This is a genomic window from Anaerospora sp., assembly GCF_032013335.1.
Taxonomy (GTDB): Bacteria; Bacillota; Negativicutes; order Sporomusales; family DSM-15969; genus Anaerospora.
Window position 1 is genome coordinate 32,588 of sequence record NZ_DALZUO010000030.1, and the last position, 19,551, is coordinate 52,138.

Below are 19,551 nucleotides of genomic sequence, written 5' to 3' on the forward strand. Positions count from 1 at the left end.
AGTTGCAGTGAAACTTTTTATTTGGGTTCATGACCGTACATTTCATAGCTGGAGTATGATGAATGAACCAGTTCTGCACGAAGCTATGTACAGTCGAGCGGCGGCAGTCGTTGTTGCCGAAACGGAACAGGAAGCAATTCAGCTGCTGCTTAAAAGAGACAGCGGTTGGAGGCAGGAAGATTTGGAGCGCCTGCGTCCTCAGGTAATGAACTGGGACACGGCGCAAGTTGTGTATAGTCATATTCAGTAAGTAAGCCCCCCTCGAATAACTGAGGGGGGCTTAAAGCGTTCTTTAACTTTGCGGCATGAAAGTATACCAGCTGAGCGCAGTGCCTTCAGGAGTGATAAAGCTGACGTGAACAGGTTTGGTGAAGTCAACGGCACTTCTGTTGATGGGAACATAATCGTAAACTTTGCTGGCAGTGAGACTGGTACCCGTTAACGTGGGACTTTTGGTTCTTACGGTAATGAACAAAGAATTTCCAGACTGGCTTACCTTCTCAATTCCAATGCCATACCCATTGTAAGCGACAGTACCCAGATTGGCGTAAAGTACCATTTGGCGGTTATAGTTTATGTTCGATAAGGAGCGGAGTAACGGTTCTGGTAATGTGACAGAATCGCCCAGGCGGGGATCACGGGTGAAGATTCCAAAATGCATATTAGTCGGATATGCTCTCTCATTCCATTCCCAGCCTTTAAAGTCTTTTGATTGGAAAAGAATTTTTTGATTTGCAGGATCAACAACAGGCGCTGCGATAACCGTTCTTTGAGTAAACATGCTGGCTGGAATATATGTGGCAGGATAGTTCATATTGCCAATGCCGCGAATCGTTGTGATTACCCAGCTTGAACCGCTGCGCTCCAAATCGACTTTAAAGGTCTGGCCTCCCAGGTGATGAACCTGGACGATAGCTTTGTTAGCAGTTTTGGAAAGAAGGGTAAAGGAGTCGCGATTAGAATCAAAGCCGTAGCGAGCAGCATTAGCTTTAACAATTGACACAGGATTGCTTGTTGAATGATGGTCCCGGTCGCCTCCGTCACTAATCTGTGTAATTTGCTGAATCTTCCAGTCCCCTGAAGAATCCGCTTTTAACTTGATACGGTATTCTTTACCGTTATCTGTACGCATTCGGACCGTAGCTTCAGTTTTAGTGCTGGACTGCAGCGAAAAATCCGCGCCGCGGGTATCATACCCACGGGCAGCGGCCTGCTCTCTGGCTGCTCTGACAGGAGAGTTAGAGGGGACGGGTTTTTTTGCTTCATTTTTATTTTCGTCTTTTTTAGGTGTTTTGTCTTTAACCGGTGTTTGTGTGGCAGTTGTATCTTTTGCTGGCGTTTCCTTTGGCAATTGCTGAGCCTGCTCGGTGGCAGTAGTAGTTTCGCCGGCGACAGGACTAAGTGCATTTTGAACAGCAGCAGCAGAAACCATAGGCAGCATAGCGCTCGACATCACTGCGGCGCCTGCCATAGCAGCAACTATGCGTTTATATTTCTTTTTTAGAGCTTTACGGCGGATGCTTTGTCTCATCGTAATTCCCCTTTCTCACAATTGATTATTATAGTGTCGGCAGGATAAGCAATGTAAATTCAGGGATTTTTTACCAATAATATTGGTAAGGCTGGAAATAGGTAAGTTCTTTTTGACAGTAAGGGCCTGTCTGGGCTAGAATTAAAAAGGGTTTAGACTGATTAAAAGTGTTAAACAAAAGAGAAGCAGGAGTAGGATATATGAGTGTATTAACAGTTGAAAATGTTACACATGGTTTTGGTGCCCGCCAGATTTTAGAGAACGCCTCTTTTCGTTTGCTCAAAGGTGAGCATGTAGGGCTGATTGGGGCTAATGGTGAAGGTAAATCGACCTTTTTAAATATTATTACCGGACAACTAGCGCCGGATGAAGGCAAAGTAGAGTGGTCCAGCCGGGTGACGGTAGGCTATTTGGACCAGCATGCAATTTTAACTAAAGGAAAGAGTATCCGTGATGTATTACGGGAAGCATTTCAGCGCATGTTTGACTTAGAAGCGGAAATGCTCAGTATCTACGATAAAATGGGTGATGCCGATCCTGATGCCATGGAAGGCATGCTTGCCGATGTCGGCGAAATTCAGGATATGCTGGAAACCAGTGGATTTTATACTCTTGACGCTAAGATTGACGAAGTGGCTAACGGGCTGGGGCTGGGAGAAATTGGCCTGGAGAAGGATGTTACCGATTTAAGCGGCGGACAGAGAACCAAAGTGCTGCTTACAAAATTGCTGCTCCAGAACCCTACCATCCTTATCCTGGATGAGCCGACGAATTATCTTGATTTTGAGCATATTGAATGGCTTAAACGGTATTTAATCAACTACGAAAACAGTTTTATTTTAGTATCTCATGACATAGGGTTTTTAAATGCCGTCATTAATGTCATTTACCATGTAGAAAATACTGTTCTTACCCGTTATACCGGCGATTATGAACAATTTCAGCAAATGTATGCTACCCGGAAAAGTCAAGAACTGAGGGCTTATGAACGGCAGCAGCAGGAAGTTGACCGCTTAGAGGACTTTATCGCCCGCAATAAGGCGCGTGTTGCCACACGTGGCATGGCTAACAGCCGGCAAAAACGCCTGGAGAAGATGGAGATACTGGAAAAGCCCCGGGAAAAACCAAAGCCAACATTCCAGTTCCGTGAAGCCCGGACTCCTAGCCGGTTTATTGTGGAAGGAATTGATCTGGTATTGGGTTATGACGAGGCGCTCACCCGCCCGGTCAATGTGACATTGGAACGGGGGCAAAAGGTTGCCATCCGGGGTGTTAACGGATTAGGAAAATCAACATTGCTTAAGACCTTGTTGGGAAAAATCTCGCCTTTGTCCGGAAAAGTGATATTAGGGGACTATTTATTCCCCGGTTATTTTGAGCAGGAATCAAGCCGTAATAACAGTAATACGGCTCTGGAAGAACTGTGGAATGAATATCCAGGTATGTCCAACTACGAAGTTCGTGCGGCCTTGGCCCGTTGCGGCTTAACAAATGAACATATTACGAGCCAAATGATGGTTCTCAGCGGTGGCGAGAATGCGAAAGTCCGGCTTTGCAAACTGATGCAGCAGGATTTTAACTGGCTCGTACTGGATGAGCCGACTAATCATTTGGATGTAGAGGCAAAAGAAGAATTAAAAAGAGCCTTGCGTGAGTTTAAAGGTACTGTATTATTGGTGTCTCATGAACCTGATTTTTACGAGGATTGGGTGACTTCCATATGGAATGTGGAAGACTGGACAACTAAAATCGTATAAAAGCGTGTCAAAAACACGCGCTCTGGAGGCGGTTATCGTGCATAGTGAGCTTGATCTGAATCAGGTACTGGCGCGGCTCAAACAAGTTGTTACGGCAGTTGGGGCCATGCAAAAGGCAAATTTGGGACGGCAGAATTTAACCATTGCCACTAAGTCAACTGGGATTGATTTAGTAACGGAAATTGACCGGCAATCGGAGCAAACCATCATTGCCTTCTTGCAGGAGCACTATCCGGAACACAGCATTTTGGCTGAAGAGTCGGGATTGACTTCTCGGCTTTCCGATTATAAATGGATTATTGACCCTCTTGACGGCACTACTAACTATGCGCAAGGCTTGCCTATATTTGCAATTTCGATTGCGCTTCAATGGCGGCAGGAGACTGTGCTGGCAATGGTATACGCGCCGATCGTGGATCAACTGTATACGGCAATTAGAGGCCAGGGGGCTTATCTGAATGGTAAAAAGATCACTGTTTCGGCGAAAAGTGAATTAATAGACTGTGTGCTGGCAACTGGCTTTCCCTATGATATTGCTACTCATCCCGCCAATAATATAACGTATTTCAGTCATATTGTGCGTCAGGCCCGGGCCGTTCGGCGGCTAGGGGCTGCAGCCTATGACCTGGCCTGTGTTGCAGCCGGATATTTTGATGGCTATTGGGAGATGAATCTGGCTCCGTGGGATGCAGCTGCCGGTGTTTTGCTTGTTGAAGAAGCGGGCGGAAGAGTGTTGAACTTTCGGGAAGACCGGGGAGTATCCATTATTGCTGCCAATACAAAAATTTGCCGTGAGCTTGAAGCACAAATCAGACAATTAGAGCGATAAACATTACAGTTTTGGCTGCAAAGGCGAAGTGAGGGATAATAATGGTGGATGAACAAAAAGCCCGGCAGGCAATCGCATTGCTGCTGGAAGCGATTGGTGAAGATGCTGCCCGCGAAGGGCTGGAGGATACTCCGAAGCGCGTCGGCCACATGTATGCTGAACTCTTTAGCGGCTTGGATAAAGATGCGGAAAAAGAATTGGAGTGTTTTTATTCTAAAGAATATGATGGGTTGATTCTGGTAAAAGATATTTTCTTTCACTCCATGTGTGAACACCACCTCCTGCCGTTCTTTGGTAAGGCGCATGTTGCCTATATTCCGCAAGAAGGCATGATTACGGGCTTGGGGAAACTAGCGAGTACTGTGGAAATTTTCGCTAGAAGGCCGCAAATACAGGAACGCTTGACGGCTCAAATTGCTGATGTAATTGAAAAGAAGCTAAAGCCTGCCGGTGTTATGGTAGTGATTGAAGCGGAACATTTATGCATGTCTATGCGAGGTGTTAAGAAGCCTGGATCGATAACCACGACTTTGGCTGTGCGGGGCACGTATTCTGACGACCTGGCTGCCCGGGCAGAAGTATTGGCAATCATCAAGAGGTGACGAATATGAAGCAAAGCATGCGAACCTACAGGTGGTCTGATCGTGAACTTCAAATCGGTCAGCGTACGTTGATAATGGGAATTGTTAATGTTACGCCTGATTCTTTTTCTGATGGAGGCTGCTACCGGCAGGTGGAAGCTGCTGTCCGCCATGCACATAGACTAGTTGCTGACGGAGCAGATATTATTGACATCGGCGGTGAATCAACCCGCCCTTATGGCAATAATCAGCCAGTCACGGCACAGGAAGAAATGGATCGCGTTTTACCTGTGCTGGAGCGGCTTATCCGGGAAATCGGTGTACCTATTTCGCTGGATACCTATAAGCCTGCTACAGCAGAGGCGGCCCTTAAGATGGGCGTCCATATGATCAATGATGTCTGGGGCCTGCAGCAGGATGTGGCTATGGCGACAGTAGTCGCAAAGTATCAGGTGCCTCTCATTGTTATGCATAATCAGGAACAGCCTGGGTATCAGGATTTACTGAAGGAAGTGAATCAGTTTTTGCTGAAAAGCATTCGTATTGCTGAGCAGGCAGGAATTGCTAAGGAAAATATTATTATTGATCCGGGCATTGGTTTTGGAAAGACCAGGACCGATAATATAAAGCTGATTCGCCATTTGCGGCTATTGGAAGAATTGGATTGCCCAATTCTGTTAGGTACTTCCCGCAAAGCCTTTATTGGAACAACCTTGGGCGGACTGCCGCCTGCCGAGCGGGTAGAGGGAACCGCAGCTACGGTAGCAATTGGAATTGCCAACGGAGCTGATATTGTCCGCGTACATGATGTAAAAGAAATGGTGCGGGTTGCGCGCATGACTGACGCCTTAATCCGGGAGGAGTTAGAATAATGCCTCATATGGACAGCATTCGATTACAAAATATGATTTTTTTTGGCTATCATGGTGCCTTGGAGGCAGAACAGCAAATCGGCCAGCGGTTTATGCTTGATGCCGTCCTGTACCTCGACTTAAAGTCTGCCGGGCAGTCAGATGATTTGCGGGATACTGTCAACTATGCAGACGTTTACAGCGTAATTAAAGAGTTGGTAGAAAATCGGCGCTTTAATCTGCTCGAAGGGCTGGCAGAAGCGATTGCCCAAAAAATATTGGCTGATTTTTTCATAGATAAGATTGATATAGTAATACGAAAGCCTTCTGCTCCAGTAGCAGGTATTTTTGATTATGTAGAAATTTCAATTACAAGAGAAAAAAGAAAATGACGAGATGTTATATAGGATTAGGCTCCAATATGGGGGACCGGGAAAGGTATTTACGTGAAGCGGTAGCCCGGCTTGCCGCAGTTGACGGCATCCAAATCAGCCGGGTTTCTTCTATGTATGAAACTGAACCGGTTGGCTTTACTGACCAGCCTCCTTTTTTAAATGCAGTTGCAGTTATCGAAACGATTCTTTCTGCCGAACAGCTGCTTTCAGCCTGTATGAAAGTTGAGCGGTCGCTTTTGCGGGTGCGGGATGTACGCTGGGGGCCGCGAACGATTGATATGGATATTTTGCTGTATGGTAATAGTCATATTTGTTCTCCAGAATTGACTGTCCCCCACCCCCGCCTGCACGAACGGCTCTTTGTTATTATCCCGCTGCTGGAAGTTGAGCCGATGTTAACCTTAAATGGTAAAACCCTTGAACAATACCGGGAGTTATTAGGCGATGACCGGGCAGTACATTTTTATAAATCCTGGCATGCACAGCAAGGTGAGTAAAAAAGAGGGGGATGGCAATGGAGAAAGCTCTAGCGGGTATTAAAATAATTGATTTATCCAGACTGTTAACCGGGCCGTATTGTACCATGACCCTGGCGGATTTAGGGGCAGATGTAATTAAGGTAGAGGTTCCGGGCCATGGTGATGATGCCCGGTTGTTCGGTCCTTTCTGTAATGGTGAGAGCGGATACTTTATGACACTTAACCGCAATAAACGCAGTATAACACTCGATCTTCGTGTTGCCGCAGGGCAAGCGGTGCTAAAAGATCTTATCAAGGACGCCGACGTAGTACTGGAAAACTTCACAATCGGCACAATGGACAAGTGGGGACTCGGGTTTGAGGAATTGCGCAAAATCAATCCCAAGCTTATTTATGCTTCCATTACTGGTTTTGGTCAGTATGGACCTTATGCTGAGCGGGTGGCTTTTGATGCTATTGCTCAGGCAATGGGCGGGTTAATGAGTATTACCGGATTTCCTGATACTCCTACCCGTGTAGGTACTTCCCTGGGCGATATTAATGCCGGTAACTTCATGAGCATCGGCATATTGGCGGCGCTTGTACAGCGAGGCCGTACCGGCACTGGACAGCGTATTGATATATCCATGCAGGACTGTATATTCTCTATTTTGGAAAACGCTGTTGTCCGCTATACAATGACTGGCCAGAATCCGTCGAGAATTGGCAGCCGTCATGCAAGTGTAGCGCCTTATGATGTATTTCAGGCCAGCGACGGCTATGTCATCATTGCCTGTGCCAATGAAGCTACCTGGCAGCGATTATGCAAAGCAATGGAAAAACCGGAATTGATTACAGATGAACGATTTTTGCTGAATGACAACCGCTCCACAAATATAGTCGAATTAGGCAGGATGATTAACGAATGGGCTGGTCAGTTTACTATGAATGAGATTTTACTGAAACTTCAGCACCATGCCGTGCCGGGAGCGCCAATCCTGACTATTGCTGATCTGGCCTCTGATCCACATATTGAAGCACGCAATATGCTGATTGAGGTGGAGCATCCTGTTGCGGGAAAAGTCCGTATTCCCGGTAATCCAATTAAACTGAGTGCTTCTGCTGATTGTATTGAAAGGCCGGCACCAGTGCTTGGACAGCATTCGGAGGAAATCCTCGAGCAATTAGGCTATTCCCCTGAGCGCATTGCCGAACTCCAACAAAATCATATTATTTAGATTGACACTCCGCATTGCTACTGATGCGGAGTTTTTTATCAGAAAATTTAAAAAAGGTATTTCACTATTTTCAGCGAAAAACCAGGATATTCCAAGGGTCAACTTAGCCTTCCGGATGGAAGAAGGGAGCGTAATGATGAAACTCTTACTGGTGGATGATGAAGAGCTTAGTCTTGCTTATTTAAAACAAATCGTTAATCCCTGGGGCTATGAAGTAATGACGGCTTCAAATGGCAAACAGGCTTGGGAGTACCTGCAGAGTGAGTGTGAGCCTGTGCTTGCTGTTGTCGACTGGGTAATGCCCGAAATTGATGGTATTGAATTGTGCCGAAAAATTAAGGGGCGTGCGGAAGGACACAAGATTTATGTGATTATGCTGACTATGCGTACTGACAAGGACGGGCTTGTATTAGCGCTGAACTCAGGAGCAGATGACTATATCAGCAAGCCTTTTCATGCGGAAGAACTGCGGAGCCGTCTTCAGGTCGGACGGCGGTTGTTGGAATATCAGTATACTTTGGCCTGTCTCACTGAAGAGTTGATTTGTGCCAATTTAGAACTTAACCGAATGGTATCTACTGACGGTTTAACAGAAATAGCGAACAGGCGTCATTTTGAAGAACGTTATAAGGACGAGTGGCGGCGGGCAATGCGAGAAGAAATTCCATTAGCAGTGATTATGATAGATATTGACTATTTTAAAAAATATAATGATTTTTATGGACATATAGGTGGTGATCACTGCCTCAAGCGAGTAGCGCATGCATTGTCCCAAACAATCAGCCGGGCTGGCGATTTAGTTGCCCGCTGCGGTGGGGAAGAATTTGCCGTGTTGCTGCCTAATACAGACAATGTAGGCGCTATCGTGGTCGCTGAGGCCTTGCGCTCGGCAGTAAACCAACTGGCACTGGAACATTACGGCAGTCCTTCGCAGTTGCTTAGCATCAGCTTGGGCGTAGCAGCAAGCTTTCCTCAGCAGGGAGGTAATTCCGAAGAACTTCTTAAGAGAGCAGATCAGGCATTATATCAGGCTAAGACTGCGGGACGCAATAACGTGCGCAGTATATCGGTATAAGGTGGATGATTGCTGCAAAAATCTGAAAATTAACTGGTTCCTGGTAGAAAAATGTCGTATAATGGGGATATATGTAGGGTGTGCAAGCAGGGGGACGTAACATGCAGGTTTTTGTAGCTCGTCAGCCTATCTTTGACAGACGTCAGCATATTTTCGCTTATGAACTACTGTTCCGGCAAGGTCAGGAAAATTTCTATAGTGCGGCTGATGGTGACCAAGCAACATCGCAGGTTATTGTTAACAGCTTTTGGTTAATCGGTCTTTCTACGTTGACAGGTGGTAAACGGGCTTTTATTAATTTTACGGCCAATTTGCTAAAGAATGAGATCGTCACAATGCTGCCCGCAGATCAAATCGCAGTAGAAATTCTTGAAACGGTTGATCCTACAGCTGACATTGTAGAAGCATGCCGGAAAATCCGGGAACTAGGCTTTTTGATTGTATTAGATGATTTCGTGTTTGAACCTCGCTTTGAGCCCCTGATGGAACTAGCCGATATCATCAAGATTGACTTTCAAATTACGGGGATTGAAGAGCAAATTAAATTAATTGAGATGTGTAGAGGGAAAGATATTCGTTTTCTTGCCGAAAAGGTAGAAACACCAGAAGAATTCCGTCAGGCTATGGAGCTTGGCTATACTTATTTTCAGGGCTATTTTTTTAGCAAACCTATTATTATTGCAAGTCAGAGTATCCCTAAAAATAAAACAGTTAATTTCAGACTGCTGCAGCAAATCAGCAGTTCTTTGCTTGATTTGGACAAGCTTGAAAAGTTAATAGAAAAAGATGTATTTTTAACTTATATGCTTCTTAAATATATAAACTCAGCATCATTTGGTTTTCGTGCATCCATTCGGTCAATCCGCCAGGCATTGGCACTGCTGGGGGTTAAAGAAGCAGTCAAGTGGGCAGCATTGATTGTAACCAGAGAACTTGCACAGGATAAACCGCAGGAATTGGTGGTTATTTCTGTGATGAGAGCGCGTTTTTGCGAGCTGCTGGCTAATGAAGCCGGATATAAGGAGCGAGGCTCCGATGCATTTTTACTGGGCTTACTGTCATTGATCGATGCACTTCTTGACCGTCCGCTAGCAGACATTCTGGCTGAATTGCCAGTAACTTCTGATGTGCGTGCCGCTTTGCTGGGGGCATCGGGTTTGTTTCAGGATATTTATCAGCTTAGTCTAGCTTATGAACAAGGGAATTGGCAGGCGGTTGTTATTTATGCAGGGCAGTTGAATATAGCCGAAGCAAGGCTGCCTGTTTTACATGTAAACTCATTAGCCTGGTATAAAGAAAGTGGGCTTGAGTGACCTTAAGATGAAACAAGTTGCGGCTATAGTTTCGTTATGGTATAATATTTTGTAACTATATAACAGACAGTTCGTAACCATCCTGTCTCTAAATAAAACTACGGGCCAACTACTTAGACAATAGTGTAGTACAAGGGCGCGTATGCCCTTTTTTGTTTGCCCAAAATTAGGAGGATTTTATGAAAAACGCAGTTTCCAGCAGGCCAATTATTTCTACTTCGTTGCAAAAGCTAACTTTATCAGGTCTGATTATTGCCATGTATGTTGTGGTAATGTATATGACGCAGAGCTTCGCTTTTGGTCAATATCAAATTCGAATAGCTACCGCCTTATATGCGCTTAGTGCAATTTTTCCGTTTCTTATCGTTCCTATGGGACTGAGTAATTTACTAAGCAACCTGTTCATGGGGGGGCTGGGCCTGCCAGATATTATTGGTGGTACTGCCGTGGGAATTATCACCTCTACACTGACCTATCTAGTGCGACGATACCGGTTGAACGACTGGTGGATAGCAGTGCCGATTATTCTGTGTCCTGGTCTGATTGTACCTATCTGGCTGTCCTATTTAATTCATGTACCCTATGGCGTTTTAGCAGCGAGCATTACTATTGGCCAAATTATACCGGGTATTGCTGGAGTACTGTTGGTTAAACAGTTGAATAATAAGTTAAACCTTTGAGCTTGATAGGAGGAATAGTATGTCCGGAAGAAATGCAGCAGAATTACAAGGTGTAACTCTGCTGGGCAATCAGGGAACAGGGTACACCTATAGTTATGATCCTGCGGTATTAGAATCTTTTGTAAATAAGCATCCAGGTAACGATTATTTTGTGAAATTTAATTGTCCTGAGTTTACCAGTCTTTGCCCAATGACGGGACAGCCTGATTTTGCCACTATTTATATTTCTCTCGTGCCTGATCAGCTTTTGGTGGAAAGTAAATCTCTTAAACTTTATCTGTTTAGTTTTCGCAATCATGGTGACTTTCACGAGGACTGTGTCAATATTATTATGAAGGACCTAATTCGCTTATTAGATCCTAAATATATCGAGGTCTGGGGCAAATTCACACCTCGGGGCGGTATTTCAATTGATCCTTTTTGCAACTACGGCAAGCCTGGAACGCGCTGGGAAGAGACCGCGCAAAAGCGCCTGTTTTATCATGATATGAATCCTGAAAAAGTGGATAATCGATAGCTTAATCCTTACAGCCGAAGGGTCTGAATCTGTTTATTCAGACCCTTCGGCTGTAACCATTAGCATACTCGGTAAACATACCCCAATATTCAGTACGATGGAATTTGCAGTAAGCTGACTGAAAATGAAGCCATATGGGAGCTGTCAGCAGCTCAGTCCGGTTATAAAAAAAACTCCTGTCACCGCCATAAATTGCACTGAGCGCTAAAGGAAGGCGGCGAATAAAATGACGGTTGCGAGAAGCGGCTTCTGTTTTGCTGCAATGACTGCCTATGCATACATAGGCATGGAACTGATAGGATCTTGTTCCCAGGCAGTGCCACTCGGCTAGCACTTCATCCCGGCTAGCGTTAATTTCATCTGTAGCATAATCCAGGCCTATGGACAGGAATAGCTGACCTGTTTGATCGGAATGAGTCAAGGTATAGCGACGGGGAATAATAGGCTGACATGGGGTGATTCCCGGACGTAAATTTACGGATAGGTTGTTTTTAGTAAATTTGAACATAGTTCGCATACCTCTTTTACATGAAAGTTTTGCTACAGTTTATTCCAATGGTGGCAAGAAGGTTACGATTTTTTTATCCTGCTTCGGGAAGGCTATAATAAATATGAAAAAAGAATATCATTCTGGTGGCTTATGCAATAAAAGTGTAATTTAACCGAATTATAACATTATTTTACGGTAATTTAACATTGTGTCGTTCTATGTTATAATCAGTATGATTTAGTCATATTAGGGGGAGTGTCACTATGGCCTTTCGCTTAAAGCCGAAAGAAGAAAAATTCTTTGAATTCTTGGCGGACCATGCAAAAATCGCTCGACAATCAGCCGAAATTATGGATCAGGCAATTCAAAACGGCACTGATCTTGCCGGAGTAGTTTTTGAAATTGATAAACTGGAAAAACAGGCTGACAAAATTGTTGATGATACTATGCACAAGCTCCACAAAACCTTCATTACACCTCTTGACCGGGAAGATATTCATATTCTGGTAGAAAAACAGGATGATGTTGTTGATTGCATTAAGGGCATTGTTGAAAGAATGCACATGTATAATGCAGGGCTTGCTACGGAAGGCACAAAAGAATTGGCAGTTGTTGTCGTTAAGTGTGTCAAACAATTGGACAAGGCTGTATCGTATTTAAGTAATATCAAAAAGAATCACTTGAAGCTGGAAGCGCGCTGTAATCGTATTGTAGCTCTGGAAGCCGAGGGAGACGAATTATACCGCCGTGAAATGGCTAAGCTGTTTCGGGAATGTAAAGATCCAGTTGAAATTATAAAATGGAAAGAAATTCTCACTCATATGGAGGAAGTACTTGACCTTTGTGAGGATTTGGCAGAATCTCTAAAGAGAGTTGTGCTAAAATATGCCTGATTTAACATTATTATGGGTAGTTGTCTTTCTTGCCTTGGCTTTTGATTATATTAATGGTTTTCATGATACGGCAAACGCGATTGCCACTTCCGTTTCAACCCGAGCCCTTGAGCCGCAGCAGGCGGTCTATCTGGCAGCTGTACTCAATTTTTTGGGAGCTCTTTACAGTACTGGCGTAGCCAAGACTATTGGCGGTGACATTGTAACGTCAGCAGCAATGGTTAATGAACAGGTCATAGTAGCCGCTTTGATCGGAGCTATTGCCTGGAATTTATTGACATGGTGGTACGGCATTCCCAGTAGTTCGTCCCACGCGATTATTGGTGGTGTTATGGGCGCGGTAATTGCCAGTAAGGGTATTTATGCTCTCAAAATGGCAGGTTTGCAAAAAATTGTACTTTCGCTGATTTTATCGCCTTTGGTTGCCCTTGTTTTTGGATATTTGATTATGATTCTGCTGTTATGGATATTTGGCCGTAATGCTCCTAATGTACTGAATACTGGATTTAGGAGAATGCAACTGATTTCAGCCAGTTTAATGTCTTTTTCTCATGGTTCTAATGATGCGCAAAAGGCGATGGGAATTATTACTCTGGCATTATTGAGTGCAGGGCAGATCGATGTACTGGAAGTTCCGATGTGGGTTAAGTTATCTTGTGCGGCTGCAATGGGCTGTGGTACAGCTGTCGGTGGCTGGAAGATTATTAAAACCATGGGAACAAAGATTTTCCGGATGGAGCCTATCAATGGTTTTGCAGCAGATTTGAATTCAGCTTTAGTTATTTTTGCTGCCACTCATTTTCATTTGCCGGTAAGCACCACTCATGTTGTATCAGGGTCTATTATGGGGGTGGGTTCGGCGAAGCGGGTAACAGCGGTTCGCTGGTCAGTAGCGCAGAGTATGCTGATGGCCTGGGTTTTAACAATCCCGCTTAGTGCTTTAACTGGTGCAGCAGTGTATTACCTGGTCAGTTTTATCTGGGGTGCTTAGCCTTCGAGCAATAGAAGAAAATTGGAGCTAACTATTGGAGTTAGCTTTTTTTTGTATCTAAACAGGCTTATTGTGTACTTTTGTATCTATAGTATTGACAATAGTTAACACTGTTGCTATGATAAGGCTAATATAGTAAATACAATGAAGCGGAAGAGTAGCTGTTATAATGCCGCGCAGAGAACCGGTGGGTGGTGTGAACCGGAGGGCATGAGCAGTGAAGTACGCCGCTGAGTTGCAGGCTGAAACCGGTGAAACGGGGTAGGCTGAGCCGGTTGCCACCGTTAAAAGGCTAAGATATCGGACATTCATGTCCCGCATCTGAAACAAGCGGCTTTTGCAAGCAGGGTGGTACCGCGGGTTATTAACTCGCCCCTATTATTTTAGGGGCGAGTTTTTTAATTTTCCAATAATGAGGAGGATGGTAGTATGGTTATTGTTATGTCATCAGAAGCTACTGTAGAGCAGGTTAAAGTTGTAGTAGAGAGAATTCACGGGGCAGGTTTAAAAACTCATCTTTCCCAGGGGCAGTTCCGGACAATTATTGGTATAATCGGTGATAAAAAAAGTATCGCAGCTTTGCCAATAGAAGCTTTTGCCGGAGTGGAACAGGCTGTTCCTATTACCGCCAGTTATAAACTGGTAAGCAGGGAGTTTCACCCTGAGCCAACGGTTATAGATGTTGACGGAGTGTCTATTGGCGGTAAGGAAATAACGGTTATGGCTGGACCGTGTGCAGTAGAAAGCCGGGAACAATTATTCGAGGCTGCAGAAATAGTTAAAGCAGCGGGAGCGCAGTTTTTACGTGGGGGTGCTTTTAAACCTCGCAGTTCACCCTATGCGTTTCAAGGATTAGAAAAAATCGGTCTTGATTATCTTGCTGAGGCAAGAGCGTTGACTGGCCTTAAGATCGTAACGGAAGTAATGGATGTAGAGAGTGTTGATTTAGTTGCTCATTATGCGGATGTCTTGCAGATAGGCGCGAGAAACATGCAGAACTTCCACCTGCTGCGGGCCGTGGGGCGCTCAGGGAAGCCCATCTTATTGAAGAGAGGAATTGCGGCAACGATCACCGAATGGTTATTGGCAGCTGAATATATTATGGCAGAAGGCAATTTTAATGTAATTTTATGTGAGCGGGGAATTCGCACCTTTGAGGACTATACCCGCAATACACTGGATTTGAGCGCTGTAGGAGCAATAAAACATCTTAGTCATTTGCCAATCATTGTTGATCCCAGCCATGGTACCGGCAAATGGAGACTGGTTAAACCAATGGCCATGGCCGGAATAGCGGCCGGTGCTGACGGACTAATGATAGAAGTGCATCCTAATCCGGCAGAGGCGCAGTGTGACGGTCCACAATCCCTTAACCCGGCTAATTATACTTCTTTGATGAAGGAAATACAGGAACTAGCAGCTTTCCTGCGACGGAGGGATATAGGATGAGGCGAATTGCAGCAGTTATTGGACTGGGACTTATTGGCGGATCATTAGCGTTGGCTCTTAAAAAACATACCGATTTTACTGTAATTGGCTATGATGCTTGTCGGCAGACTAGGCAACTCGCGGAGAAAAGCGGCGAATTAGACGGTATAGCGGATAGTCTGCAAACAGGCGTGGCTGAAGCAGATATTGTGTTTCTGGCAATACCGCCGGGTGCAATTGGTCAAACCGTTCAGCAAGCAGCCGGACATCTAAAAGCAGGCGCTGTTGTTACTGATGTGGCAAGTACGAAAGGTGAACTGCTGCGTATTGTGCCGCAGTTGTTGCCGCCAGGTGTGTGCTATGTGGGCGGTCACCCCATGGCAGGCTCGGAAAAAACTAGTTTTATAGCAGCCAATGCTCAGCTTTTCTGCGGCAGGCCTTATATTATAACCAGGCATCAAGGAGTCTCAGAAAGCGCATTAGCTCAGCTTAGTGCTATTGCAGAGCAGATTGGTGCCCTGCCGGTAGTACTTGAGGGAGAGCAACATGATCCGGCAGTCGCGCATGTTAGCCACACTCCCTACGTGACAGCTGCAGCCCTGACCGTCTTGGCCGGACAGGGAGAGCAAGGGCAGCTTCATTTGGCGCTTGCTGCCGGCGGGTTCCGGGATATGACGCGTATTGCTTCCTCTAATCCCAGTTTATGGGCAGATATTTGCTTGACAAATAAGGTTGAGATTAAACAGACTATAGCCCGGCTAAAGGATATATTGGATACAGTTGAAAGCAAATTAGCGAATGGAGACCGAGCTGGACTGACAGAATTTTTTCAGCAAGCCAAGCAACTGCGCGATGCTTGCCAGAGCAATTAACGAAAGGGAGGGTGAGGCAATGAAAATTTGGGGATTCAACTCCGGTCTCAAAGGCGAAACGCAGGTGCCAGGTGATAAGTCCATATCTCATCGGGCGGTTATGCTGGGAGCTTTAGCTGAAGGAGAGACAACGATAACCGGCTTTTTAGCCGGGGAAGATTGCCTGGCCACAATCGCTTGTTTTCGCGATATGGGTGTAACAATAACGCGTCAGGGCAGTACTGTTCAGGTCCAAGGTGCCGGTCTCCGGGGATTACAGCAGCCTAAGCAGCCGTTATATGTAGGTAATTCGGGAACCACAATTCGCTTATTATTAGGTATTCTGGCGGGTCAGGCCTTTCCTTCGGTTATTAACGGTGATGCTTCTATTCAAAAGCGTCCAATGGCAAGAGTAGCTAAGCCTTTGCGATTAATGGGGGCGCGGATTGATAGCGCTGGCGATCTGGCGCCGCTCACTGTAAGTCCGGCTGAGAATTTGACGGGTATTGACTACTTACTGCCTGTGGCCAGCGCTCAGGTGAAGTCTTCCTTGCTGCTTGCGGGACTGTATGCCAAAGGTGTTACAAGTGTAACAGAGCCTGCGCCGTCAAGGGATCATACTGAAATAATGCTTGAGGCTTTTGGTGTCCCCATTAAGCGGCAGGGCCTTACCGCATCTGTTGAAGGTCCCGTTGTTTTACGGGGAAGAACAATCGCTGTACCGGGAGATATTTCTTCGGCTGCTTTTTTACTAGTGGCGGCTTTGATCATTCCCCATTCTGAGGTCATCATCCGCAAGGTTGGTATTAATCGGACTCGTTCCGGTATTATCGAAGTATTGCAGGCAATGGGCGGCAATATTGAAGTACTACAGCATGAGAACCAATTAACTGAACCGGTAGCTGATATTATTGTGCGGTCCAGTAAACTGCGCGGTGTTACGGTGGCGGGAGACATGATTCCCCGCTTAATTGATGAAATTCCGGTAATTGCGATTGCTGCCGCTTTTGCTGAAGGCGAGACGGTTATTCGTGATGCAGCCGAGCTGAAAGTAAAGGAGTCTAACCGCATTGCCGCTATGGTACAGGGGTTAACCGCTATGGGGGCAGATGCCGGGGAATTAAACGACGGACTGGTTATCCGCGGCTCAAATTCGCTGCATGGAGCTCAGATCAACAGCCGGGGCGATCATCGCATTGCTATGGCCTTTGCTGTTGCCGGTCTGGCCGCTGACGGGGAAACAACGATAGATGAAGAAGAATGTATTCCAGTATCTTTTCCTGGTTTTGCGGACGTACTCAGACAATTAGGAGCAAATGTGCAAATGGATAGGGAGTGACAGTTAATGCGTTTTCTTACAGCAGGAGAATCTCATGGTCAATGTCTTACTACGATAATCGAGGGGTTGCCGGCAGGATTGCCGATTGATATTGATGGAATAAATGAAGAATTGGCCAGGCGTCAGCTGGGATATGGCAGAGGCGGACGCATGCAGATTGAAAAAGATAAAGTGGAGATCTTGTCAGGAGTTCGCTTTGGCAGAACTCTCGGAAGCCCGGTTACTCTTGCAATTTCCAATCGGGATTGGGCGAACTGGACAGACCGTATGGCAGTTAGTGGACTCCCAAATGGGACCCCTGTTACTGCCCCCCGTCCTGGTCACGCAGATCTCACAGGAGTGCTTAAATATGACAGGGAAGATGTACGGGATATACTGGAGAGAGCCAGTGCCCGGGAAACGGCTTCCCGGGTCGCCGTTGGCGCGGTAGCAAAGCAATTGCTTGCTGCAGTTGGCGGAAAAGTTACATCCCATGTTATAAATATAGGTGGCGTGGCTATTCAGGGAATCCGCCCCGATTTTGCCAGTATTGTTAGGCGCCGGGGAAAATCCGACCTAGGCTGTATTGACGCAAAAGCAGAGGAACGCATGCGAGCAGCAATTGATGCTGCTAAAGAACAAGGTGACAGTCTGGGGGGGACGGTGGAAGTGCTGGCTGATTCAATCCTGCCGGGACTGGGAAGTTACGTACACTGGGACCGCCGCCTGGATACCCGGCTTGCGGCGGCCATGATGTCCATACCGGCAATTAAGGGCGTTGAGTTTGGAGCAGGCTTTGCATATGCTGCATTGCCTGGCAGTAAGGCTCATGATGAGATTTATTATGATCCGGGCAACGGCTATTGCCGGTCGACTAACCTTGCAGGCGGTATTGAAGGTGGTATGAGCAATGGCGAGACCATTGTGATGAGGGCAGTGATGAAGCCTATACCAACATTGATGAAGCCGCTTCAGTCCGTTGATATCGCAAGTCACCTGCCGATTTCGGCGAGCACCGAGCGCAGCGATGTTTGTGCTGTTCCGGCGGCAGCAGTCGTTGGCGAAGCAATGACTGCAATTATACTAGGACAGGCAATTTTGGAGAAATTTAGCAGTGACTGTATGAATGATTTAGTGGCAGCAGTCGAGCAGTACAAGAGTCGCTTATCTCTGGCGTAAGGAGCATTGTATGGAACAAATAAAAGTGGAACTTGGATTTGACAGTTACGTTATTCATGTTGGATCAGGCAGCTTAGCCCAGTTGAGCAAACTCAGAGATGGTATGCACTTAAGCTCTACCGCACTCGTAATAACGGATGAAACCGTGGGGGCCTTATATGGTGCTCAGGTAGTTGAAAACCTCCGGCAAGCCGGTTTTCATACGGAGATGAAGGCGATTGCTCCGGGGGAGGAGTCCAAATCTCTGGCGGTTGCTGAGGATCTTTATACAAAGGCAATTGAAATGGGCCTTGATCGTCTATCTCCGATTGTGGCTTTAGGCGGTGGTGTTGTGGGAGACTTAGCTGGTTTTGTCGCTGCAACCTACATGCGAGGAGTACCTTTTATTCAAATTCCTACTAGTCTATTAGCACAAGTAGACTCAAGTGTGGGAGGAAAAGTGGCTGTCAATCATCCGCTTGGAAAAAACCTTATAGGTGCTTTCTATCAGCCACGGATTGTTTTAATAGAGCCTAATATGCTGGATAGTTTGCCGGAGCGTGAGTTTGCTACGGGGCTGGCAGAATTAATTAAACATGGTATTATTGGTGACAGCCGTTTGTTTGCTGAATTACAGCAAAATGACAAAGCTATATGGGAGAAGGATCCTGTCATGCTTACCAGGCTTGTTAGCCGGTCCTGCCGCATTAAGGCTGATGTTGTACAGCAGGATGAGCGGGAAGCGTCATTGCGGATGATCCTGAATTTCGGTCATACAATTGGTCATGCAATTGAAAGAGCTGCGAATTATAAATACAGCCATGGAGAAGCGGTGGCTATCGGTATGCACGGTGCAGCGCGTATCAGTCGTGATTGCGGCTTATGCTCGCAGCAAACGGTAGATCAGGTATGCGACATACTAACGAAATATTGTCTGCCGCTAAAAGTCCAGGGCTGTACAGTCCGGCAGCTGGAAGCTTATCTAATGCGGGATAAAAAGACAATTAACGGCAAAATAAACTGGGTGTTGTTGAATAGTATCGGTTCAGCCGTTGTCAAAAATGATATTCCTGAGCACATTGTGACGAAGGCTCTCAGCCAAATCACTATCGAATATTAACTGTAAGACCCGGCTTTTAGTTAGCCGGGTCTTTGCTGTCGTATAAGAGGAGGAAATAGAAAGAATATAGCGAAAAT

General features: G+C 45.9%; 21 protein-coding genes and 1 other annotated feature. Of the genes, 19 read left to right on the forward strand and 2 right to left on the reverse strand.

The features are described from left to right. Window positions 1-7: 7 nt before the first annotated feature. Window positions 8-250: a hypothetical protein gene (locus RTR76_RS18105; protein WP_312523480.1), complete on the forward strand. Its 243-nt coding sequence runs from the start codon at window positions 8-10 to the stop codon at window positions 248-250. A 42-nt stretch (window positions 251-292) separates the two neighbouring features. On the opposite strand, the gene RTR76_RS18110 is transcribed toward RTR76_RS18105, so the two are convergent. Then, window positions 293-1,531: a hypothetical protein gene (locus RTR76_RS18110; RefSeq protein WP_312523482.1), complete on the reverse strand. Its 1,239-nt coding sequence runs from the start codon at window positions 1,529-1,531 to the stop codon at window positions 293-295. Window positions 1,532-1,731: 200 nt separating this feature from the next. Here RTR76_RS18110 and RTR76_RS18115 point away from each other — a divergent pair, with 200 nt between their 5' ends. The 11 genes from RTR76_RS18115 (at window position 1,732) to queF (ending at window position 11,225) form a co-directional block, all read left to right on the forward strand. Further along, the gene (locus RTR76_RS18115) at window positions 1,732-3,288 is read left to right on the forward strand and encodes an ABC-F family ATP-binding cassette domain-containing protein (protein WP_312523484.1); all 1,557 of its coding nucleotides are present in this window, start codon (window positions 1,732-1,734) and stop codon (window positions 3,286-3,288) included. Window positions 3,289-3,325: 37 nt separating this feature from the next. Next, window positions 3,326-4,117 (forward strand): inositol monophosphatase family protein, encoded by a 792-nt coding sequence (locus RTR76_RS18120; RefSeq protein ID WP_312523486.1) that lies wholly within the window; start codon window positions 3,326-3,328, stop codon window positions 4,115-4,117. A 41-nt stretch (window positions 4,118-4,158) separates the two neighbouring features. After that, entirely contained in the window at window positions 4,159-4,719 is a 561-nt protein-coding gene (gene folE / locus RTR76_RS18125) for a GTP cyclohydrolase I FolE (protein ID WP_312523487.1), read from the forward strand. A gap of 5 nt (window positions 4,720-4,724) precedes the next feature. Then, complete coding sequence (gene folP, locus RTR76_RS18130) at window positions 4,725-5,570, forward strand: dihydropteroate synthase (protein WP_312523489.1); 846 nt, start codon at window positions 4,725-4,727, stop codon at window positions 5,568-5,570. Continuing rightward, entirely contained in the window at window positions 5,570-5,941 is a 372-nt protein-coding gene (gene folB / locus RTR76_RS18135) for a dihydroneopterin aldolase (protein WP_312523492.1), read from the forward strand. The genes folP and folB overlap by 1 nt, the downstream gene beginning before the upstream one ends. Then, window positions 5,938-6,441, forward strand: a complete 504-nt coding sequence (gene folK / locus RTR76_RS18140) for a 2-amino-4-hydroxy-6-hydroxymethyldihydropteridine diphosphokinase (RefSeq protein ID WP_312523494.1) — start codon at window positions 5,938-5,940, stop codon at window positions 6,439-6,441. Before folB ends, folK begins: the two co-directional genes overlap by 4 nt. Window positions 6,442-6,458: 17 nt before the next feature. Further along, on the forward strand, window positions 6,459-7,640 hold the full coding sequence (locus RTR76_RS18145) for a CoA transferase (protein WP_312523495.1): 1,182 nt from the start codon (window positions 6,459-6,461) through the stop codon (window positions 7,638-7,640). Between the two features lie 133 nt (window positions 7,641-7,773). Beyond that, complete coding sequence (locus RTR76_RS18150) at window positions 7,774-8,715, forward strand: diguanylate cyclase (RefSeq protein WP_312523497.1); 942 nt, start codon at window positions 7,774-7,776, stop codon at window positions 8,713-8,715. Between the two features lie 101 nt (window positions 8,716-8,816). Further along, window positions 8,817-10,028, forward strand: a complete 1,212-nt coding sequence (locus RTR76_RS18155) for an HDOD domain-containing protein (RefSeq protein ID WP_312523499.1) — start codon at window positions 8,817-8,819, stop codon at window positions 10,026-10,028. A 179-nt stretch (window positions 10,029-10,207) separates the two neighbouring features. Beyond that, window positions 10,208-10,708, forward strand: coding sequence for a QueT transporter family protein (locus tag RTR76_RS18160; protein ID WP_312523501.1), 501 nt, complete (start codon window positions 10,208-10,210; stop codon window positions 10,706-10,708). A 19-nt stretch (window positions 10,709-10,727) separates the two neighbouring features. Next, window positions 10,728-11,225: a preQ(1) synthase gene (gene queF, locus RTR76_RS18165; RefSeq protein ID WP_312523503.1), complete on the forward strand. Its 498-nt coding sequence runs from the start codon at window positions 10,728-10,730 to the stop codon at window positions 11,223-11,225. A 37-nt stretch (window positions 11,226-11,262) separates the two neighbouring features. Here queF and RTR76_RS18170 read toward each other — a convergent pair whose 3' ends face one another. Beyond that, the gene (locus RTR76_RS18170; protein WP_312523505.1) at window positions 11,263-11,733 is read right to left on the reverse strand and encodes a staygreen family protein; all 471 of its coding nucleotides are present in this window, start codon (window positions 11,731-11,733) and stop codon (window positions 11,263-11,265) included. A gap of 245 nt (window positions 11,734-11,978) precedes the next feature. On the opposite strand from RTR76_RS18170, the gene RTR76_RS18175 reads away from it, so the two are divergent. The 7 genes from RTR76_RS18175 to aroB all read left to right on the forward strand — a co-directional run bounded on the left by RTR76_RS18175 (window position 11,979) and on the right by aroB (window position 19,474). Further along, complete coding sequence (locus RTR76_RS18175; protein ID WP_312523507.1) at window positions 11,979-12,608, forward strand: DUF47 family protein; 630 nt, start codon at window positions 11,979-11,981, stop codon at window positions 12,606-12,608. Further along, complete coding sequence (locus tag RTR76_RS18180) at window positions 12,601-13,599, forward strand: inorganic phosphate transporter (protein ID WP_312523509.1); 999 nt, start codon at window positions 12,601-12,603, stop codon at window positions 13,597-13,599. Before RTR76_RS18175 ends, RTR76_RS18180 begins: the two co-directional genes overlap by 8 nt. A 135-nt stretch (window positions 13,600-13,734) precedes the next feature. Further along, window positions 13,735-13,979: a binding site (T-box leader), on the forward strand. Between the two features lie 49 nt (window positions 13,980-14,028). Continuing rightward, complete coding sequence (gene aroF / locus RTR76_RS18185; protein WP_312523512.1) at window positions 14,029-15,048, forward strand: 3-deoxy-7-phosphoheptulonate synthase; 1,020 nt, start codon at window positions 14,029-14,031, stop codon at window positions 15,046-15,048. Then, window positions 15,045-15,899: a prephenate dehydrogenase/arogenate dehydrogenase family protein gene (locus RTR76_RS18190; protein WP_312523514.1), complete on the forward strand. Its 855-nt coding sequence runs from the start codon at window positions 15,045-15,047 to the stop codon at window positions 15,897-15,899. Before aroF ends, RTR76_RS18190 begins: the two co-directional genes overlap by 4 nt. Window positions 15,900-15,918: 19 nt before the next feature. Then, window positions 15,919-17,217, forward strand: a complete 1,299-nt coding sequence (gene aroA / locus RTR76_RS18195; protein ID WP_312523516.1) for a 3-phosphoshikimate 1-carboxyvinyltransferase — start codon at window positions 15,919-15,921, stop codon at window positions 17,215-17,217. Between the two features lie 6 nt (window positions 17,218-17,223). Beyond that, entirely contained in the window at window positions 17,224-18,375 is a 1,152-nt protein-coding gene (gene aroC, locus RTR76_RS18200) for a chorismate synthase (RefSeq protein ID WP_312523518.1), read from the forward strand. Between the two features lie 10 nt (window positions 18,376-18,385). Then, window positions 18,386-19,474: a 3-dehydroquinate synthase gene (aroB, locus tag RTR76_RS18205; RefSeq protein WP_312523520.1), complete on the forward strand. Its 1,089-nt coding sequence runs from the start codon at window positions 18,386-18,388 to the stop codon at window positions 19,472-19,474. Window positions 19,475-19,551 lie beyond the last annotated feature (77 nt).